This window comes from Paenibacillus sp. JCM 10914, from assembly GCF_001315105.1.
In the GTDB taxonomy this organism is placed as follows: Bacteria; Bacillota; Bacilli; order Paenibacillales; family Paenibacillaceae; genus Paenibacillus_AQ.
The window spans coordinates 420,192-438,790 of the sequence record NZ_BAZR01000002.1; the positions used below are offsets into that span (position 1 = coordinate 420,192).

General features: G+C 44.1%; 27 protein-coding genes. 20 read left to right on the forward strand and 7 right to left on the reverse strand.

The window, feature by feature from the left end:
* Window positions 1-52 precede the first annotated feature (52 nt).
* Window positions 53-475 carry a hypothetical protein gene (locus tag JCM10914_RS05250; RefSeq protein WP_023958246.1) on the forward strand — a complete coding sequence of 141 codons (423 nt, stop codon included), beginning with the start codon at window positions 53-55 and terminating at the stop codon, window positions 473-475.
* Window positions 476-521: 46 nt separating this feature from the next.
* On the opposite strand, the gene JCM10914_RS05255 is transcribed toward JCM10914_RS05250, so the two are convergent.
* From JCM10914_RS05255 to JCM10914_RS05280, 7 genes are all read right to left on the reverse strand, one after another.
* Window positions 522-857, reverse strand: coding sequence for a hypothetical protein (locus JCM10914_RS05255; protein ID WP_023958248.1), 336 nt, complete (start codon window positions 855-857; stop codon window positions 522-524).
* Window positions 858-1,075: 218 nt separating this feature from the next.
* Window positions 1,076-1,693 carry a hypothetical protein gene (locus JCM10914_RS05260; RefSeq protein WP_036717019.1) on the reverse strand — a complete coding sequence of 206 codons (618 nt, stop codon included), beginning with the start codon at window positions 1,691-1,693 and terminating at the stop codon, window positions 1,076-1,078.
* 393 nt (window positions 1,694-2,086) lie between these two features.
* Window positions 2,087-3,010 carry a ferrochelatase gene (locus JCM10914_RS05265; protein ID WP_023958252.1) on the reverse strand — a complete coding sequence of 308 codons (924 nt, stop codon included), beginning with the start codon at window positions 3,008-3,010 and terminating at the stop codon, window positions 2,087-2,089.
* A gap of 37 nt (window positions 3,011-3,047) precedes the next feature.
* Complete coding sequence (locus JCM10914_RS05270) at window positions 3,048-4,067, reverse strand: ABC transporter substrate-binding protein (protein ID WP_052019632.1); 1,020 nt, start codon at window positions 4,065-4,067, stop codon at window positions 3,048-3,050.
* The gene (locus tag JCM10914_RS29795; RefSeq protein WP_231638495.1) at window positions 4,064-4,381 is read right to left on the reverse strand and encodes a hypothetical protein; all 318 of its coding nucleotides are present in this window, start codon (window positions 4,379-4,381) and stop codon (window positions 4,064-4,066) included. The genes JCM10914_RS05270 and JCM10914_RS29795 overlap by 4 nt, the downstream gene beginning before the upstream one ends.
* Window positions 4,318-4,860 carry an ABC transporter ATP-binding protein gene (locus JCM10914_RS05275; RefSeq protein ID WP_023958258.1) on the reverse strand — a complete coding sequence of 181 codons (543 nt, stop codon included), beginning with the start codon at window positions 4,858-4,860 and terminating at the stop codon, window positions 4,318-4,320. Before JCM10914_RS05275 ends, JCM10914_RS29795 begins: the two co-directional genes overlap by 64 nt.
* A complete protein-coding gene (locus tag JCM10914_RS05280; protein WP_023958261.1) occupies window positions 4,857-5,921 on the reverse strand; it encodes an iron ABC transporter permease in 1,065 nt (354 codons plus the stop codon). The genes JCM10914_RS05275 and JCM10914_RS05280 overlap by 4 nt, the downstream gene beginning before the upstream one ends.
* 279 nt (window positions 5,922-6,200) lie before the next feature.
* On the opposite strand from JCM10914_RS05280, the gene JCM10914_RS05285 reads away from it, so the two are divergent.
* From JCM10914_RS05285 to JCM10914_RS05370, 19 genes are all read left to right on the forward strand, one after another.
* Window positions 6,201-6,695: a GNAT family N-acetyltransferase gene (locus JCM10914_RS05285; protein WP_023958263.1), complete on the forward strand. Its 495-nt coding sequence runs from the start codon at window positions 6,201-6,203 to the stop codon at window positions 6,693-6,695.
* A gap of 2 nt (window positions 6,696-6,697) precedes the next feature.
* Window positions 6,698-6,988: a hypothetical protein gene (locus tag JCM10914_RS05290; RefSeq protein WP_023958265.1), complete on the forward strand. Its 291-nt coding sequence runs from the start codon at window positions 6,698-6,700 to the stop codon at window positions 6,986-6,988.
* Window positions 6,989-7,053: 65 nt separating this feature from the next.
* Window positions 7,054-7,383, forward strand: a complete 330-nt coding sequence (locus JCM10914_RS05295) for a YobA family protein (protein ID WP_023958267.1) — start codon at window positions 7,054-7,056, stop codon at window positions 7,381-7,383.
* A gap of 24 nt (window positions 7,384-7,407) precedes the next feature.
* On the forward strand, window positions 7,408-7,899 hold the full coding sequence (locus tag JCM10914_RS05300; RefSeq protein ID WP_023958269.1) for an NUDIX hydrolase: 492 nt from the start codon (window positions 7,408-7,410) through the stop codon (window positions 7,897-7,899).
* An 82-nt stretch (window positions 7,900-7,981) separates the two neighbouring features.
* Entirely contained in the window at window positions 7,982-8,257 is a 276-nt protein-coding gene (locus JCM10914_RS05305; protein WP_023958271.1) for a hypothetical protein, read from the forward strand.
* Window positions 8,227-8,580, forward strand: coding sequence for a hypothetical protein (locus tag JCM10914_RS05310; protein ID WP_023958273.1), 354 nt, complete (start codon window positions 8,227-8,229; stop codon window positions 8,578-8,580). The genes JCM10914_RS05305 and JCM10914_RS05310 overlap by 31 nt, the downstream gene beginning before the upstream one ends.
* Before the next feature lie 91 nt (window positions 8,581-8,671).
* Window positions 8,672-9,202: a YdcF family protein gene (locus tag JCM10914_RS05315; protein ID WP_036717110.1), complete on the forward strand. Its 531-nt coding sequence runs from the start codon at window positions 8,672-8,674 to the stop codon at window positions 9,200-9,202.
* A gap of 70 nt (window positions 9,203-9,272) precedes the next feature.
* Window positions 9,273-9,815, forward strand: a complete 543-nt coding sequence (locus tag JCM10914_RS05320; protein ID WP_023958277.1) for a hypothetical protein — start codon at window positions 9,273-9,275, stop codon at window positions 9,813-9,815.
* A 152-nt stretch (window positions 9,816-9,967) separates the two neighbouring features.
* Complete coding sequence (locus JCM10914_RS05325) at window positions 9,968-10,504, forward strand: GrpB family protein (protein WP_023958279.1); 537 nt, start codon at window positions 9,968-9,970, stop codon at window positions 10,502-10,504.
* Window positions 10,505-10,532: 28 nt separating this feature from the next.
* Window positions 10,533-11,093, forward strand: a complete 561-nt coding sequence (locus JCM10914_RS05330) for a chloramphenicol phosphotransferase CPT family protein (protein ID WP_023958281.1) — start codon at window positions 10,533-10,535, stop codon at window positions 11,091-11,093.
* Window positions 11,094-11,139: 46 nt separating this feature from the next.
* Window positions 11,140-11,958: a GNAT family N-acetyltransferase gene (locus JCM10914_RS05335; RefSeq protein WP_023958283.1), complete on the forward strand. Its 819-nt coding sequence runs from the start codon at window positions 11,140-11,142 to the stop codon at window positions 11,956-11,958.
* Window positions 11,959-11,993: 35 nt separating this feature from the next.
* Window positions 11,994-12,521, forward strand: coding sequence for a GNAT family N-acetyltransferase (locus JCM10914_RS05340; protein ID WP_231638496.1), 528 nt, complete (start codon window positions 11,994-11,996; stop codon window positions 12,519-12,521).
* Window positions 12,478-13,515: a phosphotransferase gene (locus tag JCM10914_RS05345; protein WP_231638498.1), complete on the forward strand. Its 1,038-nt coding sequence runs from the start codon at window positions 12,478-12,480 to the stop codon at window positions 13,513-13,515. The genes JCM10914_RS05340 and JCM10914_RS05345 overlap by 44 nt, the downstream gene beginning before the upstream one ends.
* Window positions 13,516-13,547: 32 nt before the next feature.
* Complete coding sequence (locus JCM10914_RS05350; protein ID WP_023958287.1) at window positions 13,548-14,333, forward strand: hypothetical protein; 786 nt, start codon at window positions 13,548-13,550, stop codon at window positions 14,331-14,333.
* Window positions 14,334-14,740: 407 nt separating this feature from the next.
* Window positions 14,741-14,920 carry a zinc ribbon domain-containing protein gene (locus tag JCM10914_RS31670; protein WP_148300180.1) on the forward strand — a complete coding sequence of 60 codons (180 nt, stop codon included), beginning with the start codon at window positions 14,741-14,743 and terminating at the stop codon, window positions 14,918-14,920.
* A gap of 116 nt (window positions 14,921-15,036) precedes the next feature.
* A complete protein-coding gene (locus JCM10914_RS05355; RefSeq protein ID WP_023958288.1) occupies window positions 15,037-15,828 on the forward strand; it encodes a hypothetical protein in 792 nt (263 codons plus the stop codon).
* 216 nt (window positions 15,829-16,044) lie between these two features.
* The gene (locus JCM10914_RS05360; protein WP_023958289.1) at window positions 16,045-17,073 is read left to right on the forward strand and encodes a serine hydrolase; all 1,029 of its coding nucleotides are present in this window, start codon (window positions 16,045-16,047) and stop codon (window positions 17,071-17,073) included.
* A 120-nt stretch (window positions 17,074-17,193) separates the two neighbouring features.
* Entirely contained in the window at window positions 17,194-17,715 is a 522-nt protein-coding gene (locus JCM10914_RS05365) for a shikimate kinase (protein WP_023958290.1), read from the forward strand.
* A gap of 281 nt (window positions 17,716-17,996) precedes the next feature.
* A complete protein-coding gene (locus JCM10914_RS05370) occupies window positions 17,997-18,461 on the forward strand; it encodes a VanZ family protein (RefSeq protein ID WP_052019637.1) in 465 nt (154 codons plus the stop codon).
* Window positions 18,462-18,599: the final 138 nt, after the last annotated feature.

Consider the following 18,599-nt stretch of genomic DNA (forward strand, 5'->3'; position numbering starts at 1 on the left):
AGAAGAAGTGAGGCTCTGTTGGGTCCTATGAGTATCATTGGGAGGTGTGAAAATGAGATCAATATTCGGCATATCTTTATTGTTCGTCTGCATCTTGATGATAGGCTGCGCTGCGTTAACCCAAGAGCCCCCATCGGCGGCAGGACAGACAGGTGATCAAAAGATACCTTTTCTCACAGGTTCCAATGAGTGGAATCATGCAGTCGCTGACGCGCCGAGTCCGGACGATTTGGTTAAAGACCAGACTTATCATGAAGTTGAGCCGAATGCCGAGATGACGTTTGAGTTCAACGGGACGAATCCTAGACAGGTCAAGGTAGCATGGTGGGAGGGCCACGAGACTCATGACCTAACTCAGAAAGACGACGCCTTTGTCCTCCCGTCTGAGCCAGGAAAATATGTGTTGTTGATGTGGGGGGAGTGGCCCAATAACGGGAGAGTTAGTTATGTAACGGCCATTGAGGTGAAGGAGTAGGCAGATCTTACCTAGATACGATAACCATGCTGCCTTCACTTCTGTTTCACCAACACAATCCCAACCCCAATAACCCCAAGACCCACCCACGTTTTCCAAGAGGTACCTCCTTCATAAACCAATACCCCATCCCGACGGAGATCAGAACCTCCATGCACTTGGCAATGATTAGAATGAAGCTTAGTTGATGAAACACTTTGGCACCGAACTTCACGCCGTACCCGATGCTGAGATTGGCCACGAAAAAAAGCGGCAGCATCCAGAACTGAAATTTGAGCGTAGTCCAGAAGTGAGGATCGATGTGTTTGCTCTGGTACGCGAAAATGATGTTGATGCACAGCAAGCCGGCGAACAAGAGGCCAAAGCTGACTAGATATAGCACGTCATTCTCCCTTTCGGTGAAATGTTAGCTATACTATTTCCCTAGGCCAACATTTTTATCCGAGGGCATGATATGATTGAAAAATGTCGCACAGATCCGGCTCCCCGAGCCTTTCTGTGCGACATTTTCTATTTCCCTAGGCCCGCTTGTGTTCAATGAGTCGCTTAACAATCGTTTAAAAAACACTTATGTATATTTTGAATCATAGCTCTCTTGTTCTATACGCGAATGTCAATACTAATATTCTGCTGTGCTTGAAAGTTAGTATTCTTGTTCTTGTCAGCATCTTGATGCTGCCTAAGTGTATCCGTAGCGTTTACAGATTGATTAGATACGGACACATCTTCCTGATCATCAACCTCTCCGGTGACAACTTTCTGGTTATCATTCTGAATACCCTCTTTAGTGGCTTCGATCTTTTCACTTATTTTACGATCCAATTCCGTAATTCTCTTTTCTATGTCTAGTGCTTCTTCAGTTTTCGATTTATTAACTGTCAATTCTAGATTCTTTCTCATTTCCGATTTGCCTGGGTCCCCGGGTTCGTTCTCACCTCCAAGAAGTTCTCTTCCCTTTCTTACTTCATGCCTAAGAGTGTCAGCTTCCACTTTCAGTGATCTACGCACGCTTGCCATTTTGGTCAATTGGTCATGTAGATTGCTAGCTTGTAAAAGCTTTTCCATTGATACGCCTGATACATCTTGCTTACCTGCATCCATTTCGATTTTTTTACTTGAATCTTTTTTTTGAGAAGAAGCACTGTTGTCATTTTTACTGTCCTCAGTCTTCTCCATTCTTTTCTGCATAATTTGAGATTCAAGTAACTGCATATCCATGGTTAACAGTTTAATTCTTTCATCTTTTTGTTTAGAGTCCAGCTTTTCGTCTGATCTAACACTAGCGATTTTTTCATTAATAATTCCTTATTGATTGATTAGCTGCTCGATCTCCCGGTCAATGGGTGACATCATATTTGTTCTAGACTTTACTGGCGTAGTAGACTGTGATTTGCTCGAGATGTTTGAAATTAGAGGCATTTAAACACTTCCCTTAAATGAAATGGTAAATATTTCTTTGCGATTATTATCGGATGTTCACAACAGAAATATTAATATAAAGTTCAAAATTGAAGGAAAGGCATCTCGGGTTCTTTCCCAGAGTAATAAGGGCTAATACTGATATTAGTATTGATAGAAGAGGGCAATGGCCCTCTTCCTTTTAGATGATTGTCATTTGTCGGGTGAGTCCATGTATCCATAAATAAGCTCAGATAGTGCTTCAACATAGTCAGCTGCATCGTTCAGGAATTCTGTCGCCACAAATTCCAGTCCGCAGTCTGCAGCCTTTTGACTGCTGTGGACTCGACAATCGTAGACGGCTTCCACATTTTCCGTCAGGGATAACAAATCACAAAGGACAACCGCTTTTCCCGACTTGTTGGAGACATCCTCAATGACGTCAAGCACATCGGGTTCCAACCATTTCTGAGTGGACGGTCCCGCACTGCGATAGGCCAACTGATAGCGATTCCAGCCCGCATCTGCAGCAACGGCGGCAGCCATATCACGAAAAGAAGCGATAAACTCGGCATTGGACGCAGGTGATCCAGGCTGGCTGTGCGCAGTGAAAAGCACGGTGGCTTGCTGGCGAGTTTCAGCGGACAACCATTGGAGAGCTGCTTGAAGACGCAGGCTAATGGATTGGACAACGCCGGGGAAGAGATGCCAATGATTGATTTCCACAACTGGAATATCCGCTCCAATCGCAGCGAGTGTCTTACGCACGCGATGGTGATAGGCTTTTGTTCCGCTCCTGGAATAGAGTGGCGATGTAGGAAAGGTGAACAATTGGGTGAACCCAGCCGATGCGATTTGCTCAACGGTCTCCTCTATAAATGGGGAGGTATGTTTCGACGCTTGATATATCTGAACATCCTCTCCTGTATATTGACGTAGTCTCCGCTGTAAAGCGATCGCCATTCGGGAAGTAACCGATCCCAACGGGTCGGCTGTTCCCATGGAGCGAAATCGCAGCAGGGCTTCTTCCATCTTGCCCGGGGGCGGCGTTTGACCATGGAACAAGTGCGTGTAAAAGGCAGGCACTTCATCGATAGACTTTAGCGAAGCATAGGTGAGTAACAATACAGCTTTCATGAGATGTTCCTCCTAGTGACTGATTCGTTTCATTTAGTCAAAATTGACCAGGATGGAGCCAGCGGGCAAGTTCCTCCAGCGTATCGATCGTATAGCGATTCGGATTCAGCAGCTTACGTGCCGGCATGTGCAGGACGCGCTCGTTTTGAACGGCTTGGAGGGTAGACCACCCTGGTGTTTGCACAATCTCATCTATGTCGTCCGTAATCCCTTCCTGCCATTCGATGAGCAAGATGTTGTCCGGATCGGCCTTGATCACTTGTTCGATGGTAGCTTTGGTTGCACGGGTTAGACCGAGATTGTCTGCCGCATGTTCGGCTCCTGCACGGCGAACCAGATCGTATGAGATGTTGGAGGAACCAAGCAAATATGGGCCTGTTCCAGGGCCAAGTGGCGAGACAACGAGAACGTTTGGTTTATCTACCCCATGAAGCGTCGAATTTATTTTCGAAAGCCGATCTTTCATATCTTCAACGATGGAAGTAGCCTTTTCTTCTTCTCCAATGGCGGTACCGATGGTGAGGATATTGTTCATGATCGCATCTAGCGTACTCCACGATTCTAAAGTAATGATGGGAACACCGGATTGCTCAAGAATTTCAGTCGCCTCTTTTTCTTTGTCATGCAGCTTCGTCATGATTAACAAGTCGGCCTCGTAAGATAGTATTTGTTCGGGATCCAGCGAAGTGGCACCAGCAATTTTATGCTGCACCTGCTGCCCTTCTTCGGTACGAAATGCTAAGGAATGATTCTCGATGCTCTTCGGAACAACTACAACGCGCTCGGGATTTGTCAATTCCAATACCACTTCGGCTGCATCAAGGGATAGGGCTGCAATCCGTTCGGGTCTAGCGGGGATCGTGATGGAAGTTCCATTAACATTCAGATTTAGCGGGTATGTATCCAGTGTATCTTGAACTGAAGCAGGATTTGCTCTTGTCGGTTCGGCTTCAGAATGGGTTATGGGACTGGTTCCCGCTCCACAACCGATGATGATGGTTAATAGTATCAAAACCAGACACATATGCAGCTGACTTCGTTTGGTGGTATTCATCATTTCTCTCCTCCATTATGTGATAGTTTCGATGCCGTAATGGCGAGCGAGCCGGTATACGGGTCTGGATAGATATGGGCTTCTACTTCGTAGGCAGCACGGATTGTAGAAACGGTGAGGATCTCTGCCGGTGTACCAGCGCCAATCACTTTGCCTTCGTTAAGCAGGATCAGTCGATCGCAGAAGCGGGCTGCCAGATTAAGATCATGCAAAGCGGCCACAACCGCCAATTCTTGATCCGCCATCTGGCGCATTAATTCCAGTACATGCAACTGATAACGGACATCCAGTGCTGAGATTGGTTCATCAAGCAGCAACAGTTCGGCTCCTGGGCGAGCGCTTTGGCAATAAGCACTAATTGTCGCTGCCCCCCGGATAGCTGCGTTGCGGGGCGATCGGCTAGATGAAGCGTGCCGGTCTGCTCCATTGCCAGTTTTGCCATTTCACGATCGTATGAAGCCTCTGAATATGAACGGGACAAGTGGGGATATCTGCCCATGAGCACGATCTCGCGCACGGAAAAATCATAATCAATGGCTGTGTTCTGCGGGACATAACTTATAAGTTTAGCGAGTTCCTTTCGTTTGTAGCTTTGAATTGCTTTTCCTGCGACGGATATCGTTCCTGACGATGGAGAGATCAAACCAGAAAGCGTCCGGAGCAGGGTGGACTTGCCGCTGCCGTTAGGTCCGATCAGACCAACACACTCCCCTCTCTTAATAAACAACGAGATGTTGTGCAGGATCGGCTGGCCATCCATTTTGCAGGCGATGTTGTCTCCAACGAGCATGTTCATTCAGCATGACCCCCTCGGCGTGATTGGATGATGAGCGCAATGAACACTGGCGCTCCGATAAAAGCGCAAACGACCCCGACCTGCAAAGTTACCGGTTGAAGAACCATTCTTGAGATGACGTCCGCCAAGACAAGGAAGATAGCCCCTCCAAGTGCACTTGCCGGGAGAAGGAGCCGATGATCTGGACCTGCGAGCAGCCGGATCATGTGTGGGACGACTAGTCCGACGAAACCGATGATGCCACTGACAGCAACGGCCGCACCTGTCAACAATGACGAGAGAATAAGCAGAAAATGACGAATGGATCGAATGTTAATACCAGTGCTCGCGGCCTGTTCGTCGCCAAGCAGCATCATATTCAATTGACGGCTGAACGCAAGCATAACGAGGCACCCAATCACGATAGGAGCGCTGATTAACTGCAGATGCTCCCAAGTTCGGGCTTCTAATCCGCCCTGTAGCCAAAAGATTATGCTTCGCAGCTCCTGATCGTTGCTGGAACTGGCGACTATTACACTGATCATGGCGGATAGAAGCGCATTGATCCCAATGCCAAGTAAGAGTAGGGTTGCGATGGAGCGGCTGCGGCTGCTTTTCCAGACGGCCAGAATAACAAGAACCGCAATAACAGCCCCAATAAAAGCCGACAAGGGTAATACCCATCGCCCAAACTGGCTCCAGCCGAAGAACAAGGCGCACACAGCCCCGACCGCAGCACCGCTAGAGACGCCAACATATCCCGGTTCAACCAACGGATTTCGAAACACTCCTTGCATGACGGCACCCGAGATACCTAGCGCCAAACCAACCAAGGCCCCAACAAGTACGCGCGGCAGTCGAACTTGAGATACGACTAGCCATTCCCGCTCCGAGTAGGCGATAGGAATATACATACCCAGCTTTTCGAACAAGATTGCTGTTGTTCGACTAAACGGAATGGGTACCGGCCCTACCGAGCAAGCGATGATGATCGCTGCTATTAGTAAAAAGCATAAACTCAGCAAAGCGATAAGTGACTTACTACGTCGAGTAGAAACTAGAACAAGTTCTGATAGCTTCATGAGGTGTTCCTTTCGTAAGTAGTAGAAGATTATTTTGTCCTAGGGAAATAAAATTACCTATGTATAAATAATTTTCCCTAAGGCAAAATTATTTCCTGGTTATTCTACAACACAATAATAAAATCACGCAAGAGTTTTTTTGCATCTAAAAGTTCGAAATTTTGGATTCCGGCCGGCGCTGAAGTTTTGGGATTGTCCGCATATGTTATTAGAGGTAAAATATAACTATTGATCCCACCTGACGTAAAGGTGGGTTTTCATTTATAGGGAGTGAATAGAATGTACGATCATAGACTTGCTGTAACAAGCGATTTTGATATTATAGCGACGTTTCCACAAGATGCGCGCGAGCTGTTTTTCATGTATCCGAAAGGAAAGTATCCGATCGATCCTCAAGCTCTCGAAGAAGTCGCTACCGTGGGCTTGAACCCGACGGTCGTGACCCATAACAACCAAGTTGTCGGTTACGCCAACCTCTATGATGTGGGTCAGTACGAGTGCTGGCTCGGGAATGTAATTGTCTCGCCGGCTTATCGGGGCAAAGGTGCGGGTCGTTACTTGATTGAGACGATGCAGGTTTTCGCCAAGGAGGAGCTGCGTGTTCAGCGTTTTCGCTTGGTCTGTCACAACATCAATACAGCAGCGCTGCTGTTCTATACGAAGTTTGGCTTTACGCCCATTGGTTCCGTCATCATGCAGGATACGGAGGGACGAGAGATCGTAGGGATCAAGATGGAAATGGATTTGGAACATATATATAAGAAGGAGGCATAAACATGAAGGTGAACAAAAGGTGGCTGGCGGAAGCGATTGTCGCAGCGCTCTTGGCTATTGTGCTGTTGATAGGCGGATCCATCGTCTCCGGCATGTATCTGACGACGCAGCATGTGCCGGACATCATGGAGAGTTATAGCAATAATGTTTATACGCTTCAATCTCAAGTTTCGTTTGGCGTCATTAGTCCTGGAAAGGGGACCACAACCTTACTTGGTGTGGGTGTATTTCTGTTCGTGGTAGGGGTGTATTACGTGGTCCGGGTGGGAGTGAATCGACGGGTACGGAAATGAAACGTCATTGATTGCGATAAGAGAGGAGCCATGATTGGCTTCAACAGGACCAGGAGGTATTCTCGATGAAGAAGAGTCTCACTGCATTGCTAATCCTGCTCATGCTTGTCGGATGCCACGCTCCCGTAGAGGAAGGGCAAGGGTATGTACTTGAGGCAAACGAGTCGCGAGTGTTGGTCATTGATGAACTACACCCAGGTCAATCCTGGCAGGAAATTATGGAGGACTATCAGGGTTCAGCCATCTGGCTGACCACGAAGAAGAGTCGTCACTTGGAGCCCGGTCAAAAAATTCGTTACAAGATCAAGGGCGGCATCGAGCATTCCTATCCGGCACACGCTTCGGCCAATGCTGTGAAAGTAATAGAGGAAGCACCAAAGTCTTCAAAATTATAGGATGATAGAAAGCGGGGGATAGCCATGTTTTACGTCAATGCCAGAGCCATCATCGAACGCGGCGATGGGGGAGCAGGGGAGATCATCATTCAAACCCGAAACAAACCGAATGAAGTGGCGCTGGAATTGCCCGGTGGAAGACTCGAGCTATATGAATCTATATACGACGGACTGAAGCGCGAAGTTTTGGAGGAGACGGGATTAACCGTCATAGGTATCGAGGGGAGTGATAAACGAATCGATACCCGCGGTATTCAGCCGGATTTTGAGGTGGAATGCGTGGAGCCGTACTGCGTATATCAGACGATTAACGGTCCGATCGATTCGATCGGGATGTATTTTATTTGCACGGTCCAAGGTCAGCATCAGGAAACAGGGGACGAGACGAAGGACGTCAGATGGGCCAGCGTGGATGAGGTGTACCTTCGGATGATCGAGGATCCGCTTCAGTTCTCAAGCGTGGATCGAGCCGGACTCCGATACTATCTTCAGCATCGACACGGGAAATCTTTTTGAAGTTATAGAGTACATACATCGGGAGACCGTATTTGCTTTAACGGAGGAAGAGTGGAATGCTCCAGTCGAAAGGGGTATGGAGATGGGAGAACGACCGCAATTAGTTTTGGACCTGGCGGGGGTATTGATCAGCAATTTTTCAACTGCCACTTGGCAAGCGCTATCGCTGGATTCTTCCGAAGCACTACAGACATTAATCGAGCAGATCGGGATTATTCGAAAAGATCTTTGGCGTGGTCACTTAAGCGAAAATGAATTTTGGGAGTGGCTTCAAGAGCGGGTTCCATCATTTCAGGCTGAAGCAGCAGGGAGCACCTCATACGTTCATTGGCAAGCTTGCCAGCTTGGGAACGGATAGAGGAATGGAACTGTCATGCCGATATCCATATATTGAGCAATCATTGCTCGGAATGGGTAGGAGCTCTGCTGGAGCCGCTTAAACATTTTACGAAGAGTATCACCATCTCCAATCAAGTAGGGTTATGTAAACCAGAGATAGAGATTTATGAGTTTGTGTCGAGATATTTTCCTGCGGGTATCTCTTCTAATCGAATTCTGTATATCGATGACCAGGACAAAAACCTTCGCCCTGCGAAGATGCTTGGATGGAATACGATGTTGGCAGATCAGGAGCAACGCTGGATTGAAGGTGTGAATGAATGGTTAGGCACTCAAGCTTAGGTGAGAGCAATTTAGCCCAAATATAGATGTGTCAGGTTACAGGAGGTGGATTGAAATCTTCTCTTTTCCGTTTGATCGTATCAGCGACTTTATGTTCTTTGAAAGCACAGTACGTCCTGCGAACGTGATCTTAATTCCAGGATCCAGTCAACCCCAGCTTATGGAAGCTGCCGCAGATTTATACCATCAGGGCTATGCCCCGCATCTACTGCCTTCTGGTGGCGCAACACCCTTTGTGCGAACGACGGAGTGGGAATTTCTGAAGGATATCGGAACATCGCGGGGTGTACCGTCGGAAGTGATCCTCAGAGAGGATCAAGCGACGAATACATTCGAGAATGCAAGGTTTTCATTGGATGTATTGCAGCAGAACCATATCTCCACGAGCCATGTGATCCTGGTCTGCAAAAATTATCATGCTCGGCGTGCGTTGCTTACCTATCAATTCATATTTCCACGTGAGACCGAGTTCAGTGTACGACCCGTAGTAGATCAATCAGGAATCACTAAAGACAATTGGCATCTAGATGAGATGCGAATTGAGAAAGTGATGAATGAACTAGAGAAGGTCGGAAAGTATTTCAGAAAGGCGATTTATCGGCTTGGTCAAGAAAGGATTTAAGTTGAACCGACTTCAAAATAAAGAGGGAACTCGCACGATGTGAGAAGTTTACGAGTGATGGAGGAAATACATGAATAGGTTATATCGTTTTTTACCTTTCGCTGCCGCGCTTCTCATTGTAATCTGGATGTATAACGATAAACCGGACAAAGATCCCACGGAAAAATACGATGGCGACGCTTTAGTCATTGGGGTCATTGGAGAGGTGCCTGAAATCCGCGAACAGCACATACGCTTCCGTGAATTGACGTTGGATCACTTGGTGGAACGAAGTGATTATGCAGCCGGTTTAGATGCCATCTTCATTACAAATGAGAAGCTGCCTGAGGCAGCGGAACCTCGTTTTGCAGCCGTCTTTAAGAGCGCGAATATCCCTTTCTTTTTTATTGGGGCGGAGAAAGGCCATTTCCCGTATATAGACGAAGAACTGTCATTTGAAGATATGCCGGATCATGGCTCTGGGATGTATGGTTCCGGATATTATCAGCTAAGTGGCAAAGAGCAGGTCTGGGGCTTTGGACTTTACAATGACACGATAAGCGATTGGAACGTGCGAGGAATGTACTCGCGTATATTAGGTAAGATCGAAACGATCAAGCTTGAGGGGATATAAGACTCTGACATTATTTTAGGCTTCTCGAGATTTCGGGATCATTTACGGATCAGAGATGTATTCGATTTTGAGCTCGGAATAGGAGATAAGCCTTTGAGGGAGCGTCTAGTTGATTAAAGCATAGCCTTTAACACTTGAGAGGGGGGATAGCGTTGACATCCAAGCCCGTCATCATTGAAGAATATAATGAGAAGTGGCAGATTATGTTTGGAGAATTAAAAGATATAATAGCGCAGCATTTAGGAGATTTACCGTTATCCATCGAGCATGTTGGAAGCACAGCCGTACCCGGGTTACCAGCCAAACCGATAATAGATATGGACATCGTTATCCCATCCGTGAACTTGTTATCGCAAGTGATTGATAAGCTTAGTGAACTCGGGTATTGGCACGAAGGAGATTTAGGCCTTCCGGGCAGAGAGGCTTTTGCCAGAAATGACAATCGCGTTCCGTATGATGCTGGTATGAACGAGAAGATGACTCATCATTTATATGTTTGCAGTAAGGGCAGTGTACCTCTCAATGAACACTTAATGTTCAGGGATATATTGAGAAAACATCCAGCACTCGTAAAGGATTATGCCGACCTCAAAATGCAGTTAGCTGAGCAATTTAAGTATGATCGCGCTGCGTATACAGAGGCCAAGACTTCATTTATTAGATCCGTTTTGTCGAACGGAAGGTCTTAGCGTAATTGTTCGCAAAGCGGGTGAGATAATGGAAAAAGGACAAGTTATTTTTTTGAACGGAACGTCCAGCTCGGGGAAAACAAGCCTCACGAAGAAACTGCAGGAGTTATTGGAAGCGCCTTATTTTCACTTGTCGGTAGATGTGTATGAGAATATGGCACCGGATCAATTTCTGGAGAAGAACTATTGGGATACCCTTCGAACATGTGCTTCCATGATGCACAACAGTATCAAAACCTTCAGCGATGCAGGAATTAATGTAATTGTTGATCATGTTATTTTAGATATTCCTGAAGAGGAGGGCTGGCTGAAGGAATGTGTAGCGTTATTGGTAGATCATCCTGTCGTATTTGTTCGAGTCAATTGCCCGCTACATGAGCTGGAACGTCGAGAAAGAGAATGTGGAGACAGGGAGATTGGGCAGGCCAAATGGCAAATCGAAAGAATTCATGGACATGGAGTTTATGATATGGAGGTCAATACATTTGAACATCCGCTGGAGGATTGCGCCAAACAGATTATGAATTTCAAATTGCGATGTGATCAGCAAAGTGCATTCACAAGTTTAATGAAAGCATATTCGTCGTAACGTCAGATAACATCGTGTAGAAATTAGAGCATTGAGGGGATCTACAATGATAACAGAACTTAATAGGCAAGAGTTTCATAAGATAGAACATATCACCGATACGTGTAAAAATATTGAGGTTCGGGCTGTAGTGAACGGGATTAATCCGGGGCGCCTCTTGGTGGATCATCCAACAGAACCGACAACAGCGTTGATATGGATTCAAGGTCAACAAGGTTTCCAACTTGTGGGGGATACACAGAGCAAGGTTTTTCTGGAAAGTCTAGAAGGGTACATGAGAACCCACATTGAACCCGAACTAAAGAAACGAGATATACATTGTGTTGAAATTGGCGTGGAAGGGGATGCCTGGGATAATACGATACAATCCATTTTCCAACATCGCAAGATCTCTAGCGATGTTCAACATGTGTTTAGTTTAAGGGAGAATGAAGAGTCGGCAGATATTCAAGATCCAGATCATGGTATCACGATTCGGCGATTGGATGTCCATTCACTAAAGTCTGGTCAATTGGGGAATCTATCATTTTTAGAGAGTAAAATATCGCGTTTTTGGGATTCTATGGACTCTTTTTTTCAGTACGGATTTGGATTTTTTGCCGAGAAGAATGATCAGGCGGTGAGTGTATGCTTTTCGGGATTTGTTGCAGATCGAATACATGCAATCGATATTGAAACGCTGGAGGGGTACAGAAGGAGCAATTACGGAACAGCCGTAGCTAATGCATTTGTTCAAGAGTGCCTGCAACAAGGAATCCATCCATATTGGGACTGTACACCTGATAATACAGGATCTATTCGAATAGCACGGGCCGTTGGATTGACGCCTGATTTTGACTATCGGATTTTCTGGTATGGGATATGAATACATACATTCGAGAAATAACGGAGAAAGATCCATTGATCATCTCGGCTGCTTTTCGAGAACAGGGTTGGGACAAGCCCATATCTCTGTATGAGAAATATGTGGCTGAACAGACAAACGGAGAACGGATAACGTTAATAGCAGAGATGGATGGAGTATTTGCTGGCTATGTGAACGTGATCTGGGAATCTCATTATCCTGCATTTAGGGAAAGGCATATCCCTGAAGTAAGCGATTTTAACGTTCTATTGAAATATAGAAGACTAGGTATCGGCATGAAATTAATGGATAGAGCAGAAGAATTAATTACTGAAAGATCAGCCGTGGCTGGAATCGGCGTGGGGGTCTTCTCGGATTATGGAAACGCTCAAGTGTTATATGTTAATCGGGGTTATGTTCCAGACGGACAAGGTATACACAATGGCAAAGGATACATTCAGTATGGGGATCAGATCGTAGTAGATGACGATATTGTGCTGTATTTAACTAAAGAATTAGGAAACTCAACGAACCAAAGTCATGGAAGATCTGAAGGGAATAGATCCAATGAATCATCCGTATAATTTACAATTCGATAAGTTGATCGATGTTTTAAATCTGGGTGAGATTAGGACTGAACCAGTAGCCATTTCGGGCGGATTATTGCACAGGATGTATTCATTAGAAACAACATCAGGGCGGTATGCGATTAAAGCGTTAAATCCACAGATTATGGCGAGAGAAACAGCCCTTCCCAATTATATTTTTTCAGAGAAAATCGCTAATATAGCTGTTAATCATATACCTGCTCTACCGGCCAAAATAATGGATGATCAGTTCGTTCATACCGTGGATAATCAAAGCTATCTTGTTTTTGATTGGATCGATGGGTATAGCTTGAAATCACATGAGGTCAACGTCGTTCATTGCAAGAAGATGGGGGCCATTCTGGCAGATATCCACAAAATAGATTTTTCTTCAATCGAGAAGAAGATGGAACATAATGATCATAAACCAGTAACAGATTGGAATGCCTATTTACGTCAGGGAGAAGCAAAGCAATCGGATTGGGTACCATTGTTACTCGAAAACATCAACCCATTGTTCATCTGGAGCGATAAAGCAAATCAATCCTCAGGATTGTTAGCAGCTGAACAGGTTATCAGTCACGGAGACTTAGAACCTAAAAACGTGATGTGGGTTAAAGAGCATCCAGTAATCATAGATTGGGAATCGGCAGGATATAGAAATTCAATGACGGATCTTATTGAAACCGCTATTTATTGGTCTGTGGATGGATCAGGGGAGATTAAAAAGGAAAGATTTTTGGCTTTTATATACGGGTATCAAGGGGAATTTGGAAGTTTACAAGCAAACTGGAGAGTTATTTTAGAGCACGGTTATTTGGGGAAGTTAGAATGGCTGGAATATAGCTTAAAGCGTTCGTTAGGGATAGAAAGTGCAGATGAAGAAGAACAGCACTTGGGAACATTACAGGTAGCTGAAACCATTCATGCCTTAAAACAGTATGAAGATAGGATATCAGAACTTGAGGTCTGGCTAAATAAAGAAGTTTGAGTTGATCCTAATCATTAAGTGGAGGAATTATAGTGTCTAATCATATGAGTTCAATCGGATTCGAAGTCTATTCACAGGAAGATTTTGAAAGGTTAGCTGAGCTTGTTTATACTTCAGGAAAGAGAATGATAACCAAGAAGGGGATATACTCATACTTAGAATCAGGAAAGGGAATAGAACTATGGCTTCAGATGAATAAAAGAAATGAAATTATTGGATTGAATCCGCATTATTCCGGTTTATCGAGGATTAGAGTGGGATTAACTAATGAACTCATGAACGATTCTAATTCTATACTTGACGGAACATTTCATGCTTGGGCTGATCCAGCAGATGAAACCGTAGAGTCAGGAAGCTATCCATTTGTCTTTGATATGCCTAACCGAGCTAACTTTGGAGATATTCAAGTTCCACAAATCCTAAATATTCAGTTGACTGCTTTTGCACATGAACTTAGCGTGTATGATGATGAAGACCATTATCTTGAATCACAAGAAAGTGAAATGAAATTTGCCTCAGAATCTTTCATACCTTCAGGTCTATTCGGAAATGAAGAAACACCAAGTGCTACAGCAATATTTTCCGGAAAAGTGATTGACACTTCTGTTGTTACTAATGAGCATACTGGAGCTACATTTTACTGGGCACTAGTCAAAACATTAGGTGGTGAGATCGATGTGGTCGCAGATAAGGGGCTACTACGTAAGGAGATGATTCCTGGCGGAATTATTTCAGGTTCTTTTTGGTTGAGTGCAAAGTTCCTCGATAATCCATTGACCAAGAAAAAGTCTTTGCTTCAAGGCTTGCTTGGTAGATGATCATCTAACATCATGTTATAAAGGTGATTAGGATGGAATTAAAGAAGAAAATCTTATGAAAGATGAAGATGAAATTCAGAAAGCTTAATACTGCGCCTTCATAGATCCGTATAACACTAGCTCAGAAAAGCTATTACTGAAATTAGGATTGAGGGAAGAGGGATTGTTGGAGAATTACTTTTTTGAGAAAAACAGTTTTGTTGATACACTCCTCTTCTCAATTCATAAAGCAAGAATATATGGATCTTTTGATTCACGTAACATCGAAGTTTCAAATGAGTAGACTGACGTTATTTTAAAGGAGAGAACAAAACATTGCCAAAACGAAGAAGTCTACTAAAATCATTAGCTAAAAACATTAAAGAATCCATGGGACCCGATAGTTACCAATCTAACGGGTTGGGTTGATGGTTATATGCGTCCATTGCAAGTATGACAAATTTGATCACGGATATGCGCAGTTGAATACTTCGTTTCTGACATTTTTGAACTTGGACTTTGCGAACAAGTCCGCGAATATCTTGACATGCGATCGCTGTGGCTACGTTCATTGGTTTAATAAAGATGTCAAAAGAATCGAAAGCTAGCAGCGATATGGAAGTAATGCAAAGTCTTAGAAAGATTAACTGTATACAATTTGAGTAGATCAACTAAGTTTGAAACATAACACTCGTATTTAAATGAATGAGGAAGGAGAACATTAATGTTCGGGTATATCCATGAGTTTAATGATTATTATATAAAACTCTTACAACTTGCAGCTTATTCGAAAGATAACAGTGATCCATCTTGCAAGTTTAGTTACCAATCCCAGACGGATCGTGAATTAGCCACGCTGAAGAACTCATATCAACTAGATACTATTGCTGGACATGGAGATGAGATTAGTCAGTGGAAGAATTTAACCCAATGGCTGAACGGGCGTCATCCTCATGGCAATGTTCAGCCACCGGATCTATGTAACGCTGTAGAAGTTCTTAAGCTCTCAGATGATAGCCCCGTTACCATGAATTGTTACGTGCTGGCTACAGTATTGAATGAGATGTTTCTTAGCCTGGGATATCATTCCCGAAGAGTTCATTGCAGATCGTACGATGCTTACGATTTAGATAGTCATGTTGTTACGACGGTCTACTCAAAGACCTATCGGAAGTGGCTCTTCTTTGATCCTTCATGGAACTGCTATGTGACGGATGATAACGAAATGATTCTGAGTCTGCAAGAATTTCGCAATCGCCTCATGAATAATCTTCCTGTCTGGGTCAATGGAAACCCTGCTGAATCAGAATGGAGCACGTTCTATAAAGGGTACATGGCGAAAAATATGTTTTGGTTTAGTTGTCCAGTTGATAGTGAATTTGATGGGCAAGGAAATAGTCATTGCGTGCTGCTTCCCGAGCATTTCTTACCCATGGAATTGACGCGAGCGCTGCCTTCTAACATGAAGCATATTATTACAAGAAATCCCGATCATTTTTGGATACAACCATTATAGATAAGATCTGGGTGGAGGAATTGCGATGTAAGAGCGAATGAAAAGGGAGATATATAATGAAGAAGTTCAATCTTCTAATATCATTACTACTGTCGAATTAAGCAAGTGTGATGATTACGAGTCAACTGACATTGTGCCAATCTTTACGGTATACAAACCATAAGCATTGAAACGAAGTACTAATCACAGAAGAAATTAGAAAGGAAGTGCTACACGATGAATCTGTTTCAATCCGTTGAAAAAATAATAGAGCAATATAACCATGAACAACCGTTCTCAGGAGCCGTATTGGTTCAAAAAGATGGTCAGTACTTTGAGCAAGGATATGGATATGCGAATCGCGCCGAGCGCTTGCCCAATCAATCCGCGACACGATTCGGAATCGCATCGGGATGTAAAATTTTCACGTCGGTTGCGATTTGCCAACTTGTGCAAGCAGGGGAATTATCTTTTGATTCCTATTTAAAAGATTGTTTGGATGTCTCTTTTCCGAAATTTGATCCGGCCGTTACTATTCATCACTTATTAACGCATACTTCAGGCATACCGGATTATTTTGATGAAGAGCTTATGGATGATTTTGAAGAACTGTGGCGGGCTCTGCCTATGTACTCGATCCAATCGCCTAAAGATTTTCTGCCGCTCTTTCAGAATAACGAGATGAAATTTCCGCCGGGAGAAAGATTCTCTTATAATAATGCTGGTTTCATTGTATTAGGGTTAATAGTCGAGCAGACGACCGGGATGGCATTTACGGAATACGTGGAGAAGAACATTTTTCAGCCGTGTGGGATGTCGGACTCGGGTTATTTCAGAATGGATCAACTGCCTGAACGAACAGCCCTTGGCTATATCGATCTGGATGATGCTACTTGGAAGAGTAATATTTATTCGCTACCTGTACAAGGCGGCCCGGATGGGGGAGCATTTACAACGGTTCATGATCTGGGACGATTCTGGGATACATTGTTTCAACATCAATTGTTGTCTCCAGCCAACACGGATATTTTATTAACACCACACGCTATGGAAGACGATGACATGTATTATGGTTATGGTGTCTGGATGCTCAAGCAAGATCATGGCGTTTTTAAATATTTTGTTATGGGGAGTGACCCTGGCGTCATTATGCAGTCTTCTGTGTACCCCGACAGTAATATCCATGTGCATATTATAGGTAATATAGATCGAGGGGCAGGCATGATCGCTGCCAAAATCGATGATGTGATCGCTGAAGGAGAGTAATAGTGCGGCGCGGCTGTAGGAGGATTTGAAAAAATCCTTTTATGCATGTTCATGCTCATCATTCTTAATGGGTGCGTATAGCTTAACTGGATCAGTGACATGGTGTAGGAGATGATGTTATTGGAATCCACGAATGTATGGAACATCGTGTTAATCGGTATGTCCGGAGCCGGCAAGAGTACATTAGGCGTAAAGCTTGCTACAGCATTAGGGATGGATTTCGTTGATACCGATATCATTATTCAACAACATGAAGGCCGGACGCTGCAAGAGGTTATGGATCAAGAGGGCATGGAGTATTTTATGCGCATTGAAGAAGAATTGGTGTCCGGAGTGCAGTTAAGTCATTGCGTCATTGCGACAGGTGGCAGTGTTATCTATTCAGAAAAGGCCATGGTCAATCTCAAGCAGATCGGATTTATTATGTATTTGCATGTTCCATATGAAGAAATCGAAAAAAGAATCACCAACTTAACAACCAGGGGCATTGTATATCGGCGAGGGAACAACCTAAGGGAGATTTATGAGGAAAGGGTGCCACTTTATATGAAGTATAGTGACATCACGATCAATTGTGATAATAAGGATACCGAACAATGCGTCCGTGAGATGAAAGAGGAATGGACAAGATTCGATACCTAGCATGCCTACCGCTCCAGAAATTAATCAGATCAATGTGAAATGGGTCCCACTCCAACAGCTGCAGCATATCCAACTGGTTCCTAACATCGCTGATCAAATCATCGAAAATGCCAATTCGAAACGAAATATTGAATTAATAGAAAATCTCCGGACTCCTGGTGGGTGTAGGAATTGACGAGGGAGACGGAATGGATGTATACCAATGAGGAGGTTCCTTCATAGATTTCCGCAGTCTAAGATGCCGCTTATAGTGGTTATACGAGTGGAGTTGGGACATAACCATGAAGAACCAAACAAAAACAATTATCGCCTGGCTAATATTTTTTGGATATAGCAGTTGCTTAATATACTGGATGTTTCGAGGGTTTGATCGAGTTCCGCATTCGGATTATAGATACAATTACATACCACTCCGAACAATCTTTGGCTATCTGCTTCATATCAATCCCAACAACTTCATAACATCGCTGATCAACCTGGCAGGTAACATCGGTGTGTTTATTCCTTTTGGTATCTTACTTCCGTATATTATTAAAAAGCTAAGAAGTTTCACATGGTTCTCCGCTTACTTTATAGGTGCCGTGATGGTTCTTGAAATCATGCAGACCATCCTCAGAGTTGGTACAGGTGACGTGGATGACGTGATCTTAAACTATATTGGTGGATGCCTTGGATTCTTGTTATATCGAGTCGGGCTGTCACCAAATAACATTGACAAGGATACTATCACAAGATGTCAATCGTGAGCGTAGCCTAATCGTCTTGGGTGAGCACATCATTTCGAAACTTATCTCAGCGAGATGTATGCGGATTTTTTGAGTAGCTAATTGTTAGGGTAGTATCCAATTAACTACAACAGGGGGTGTCACATCATAATCACAATT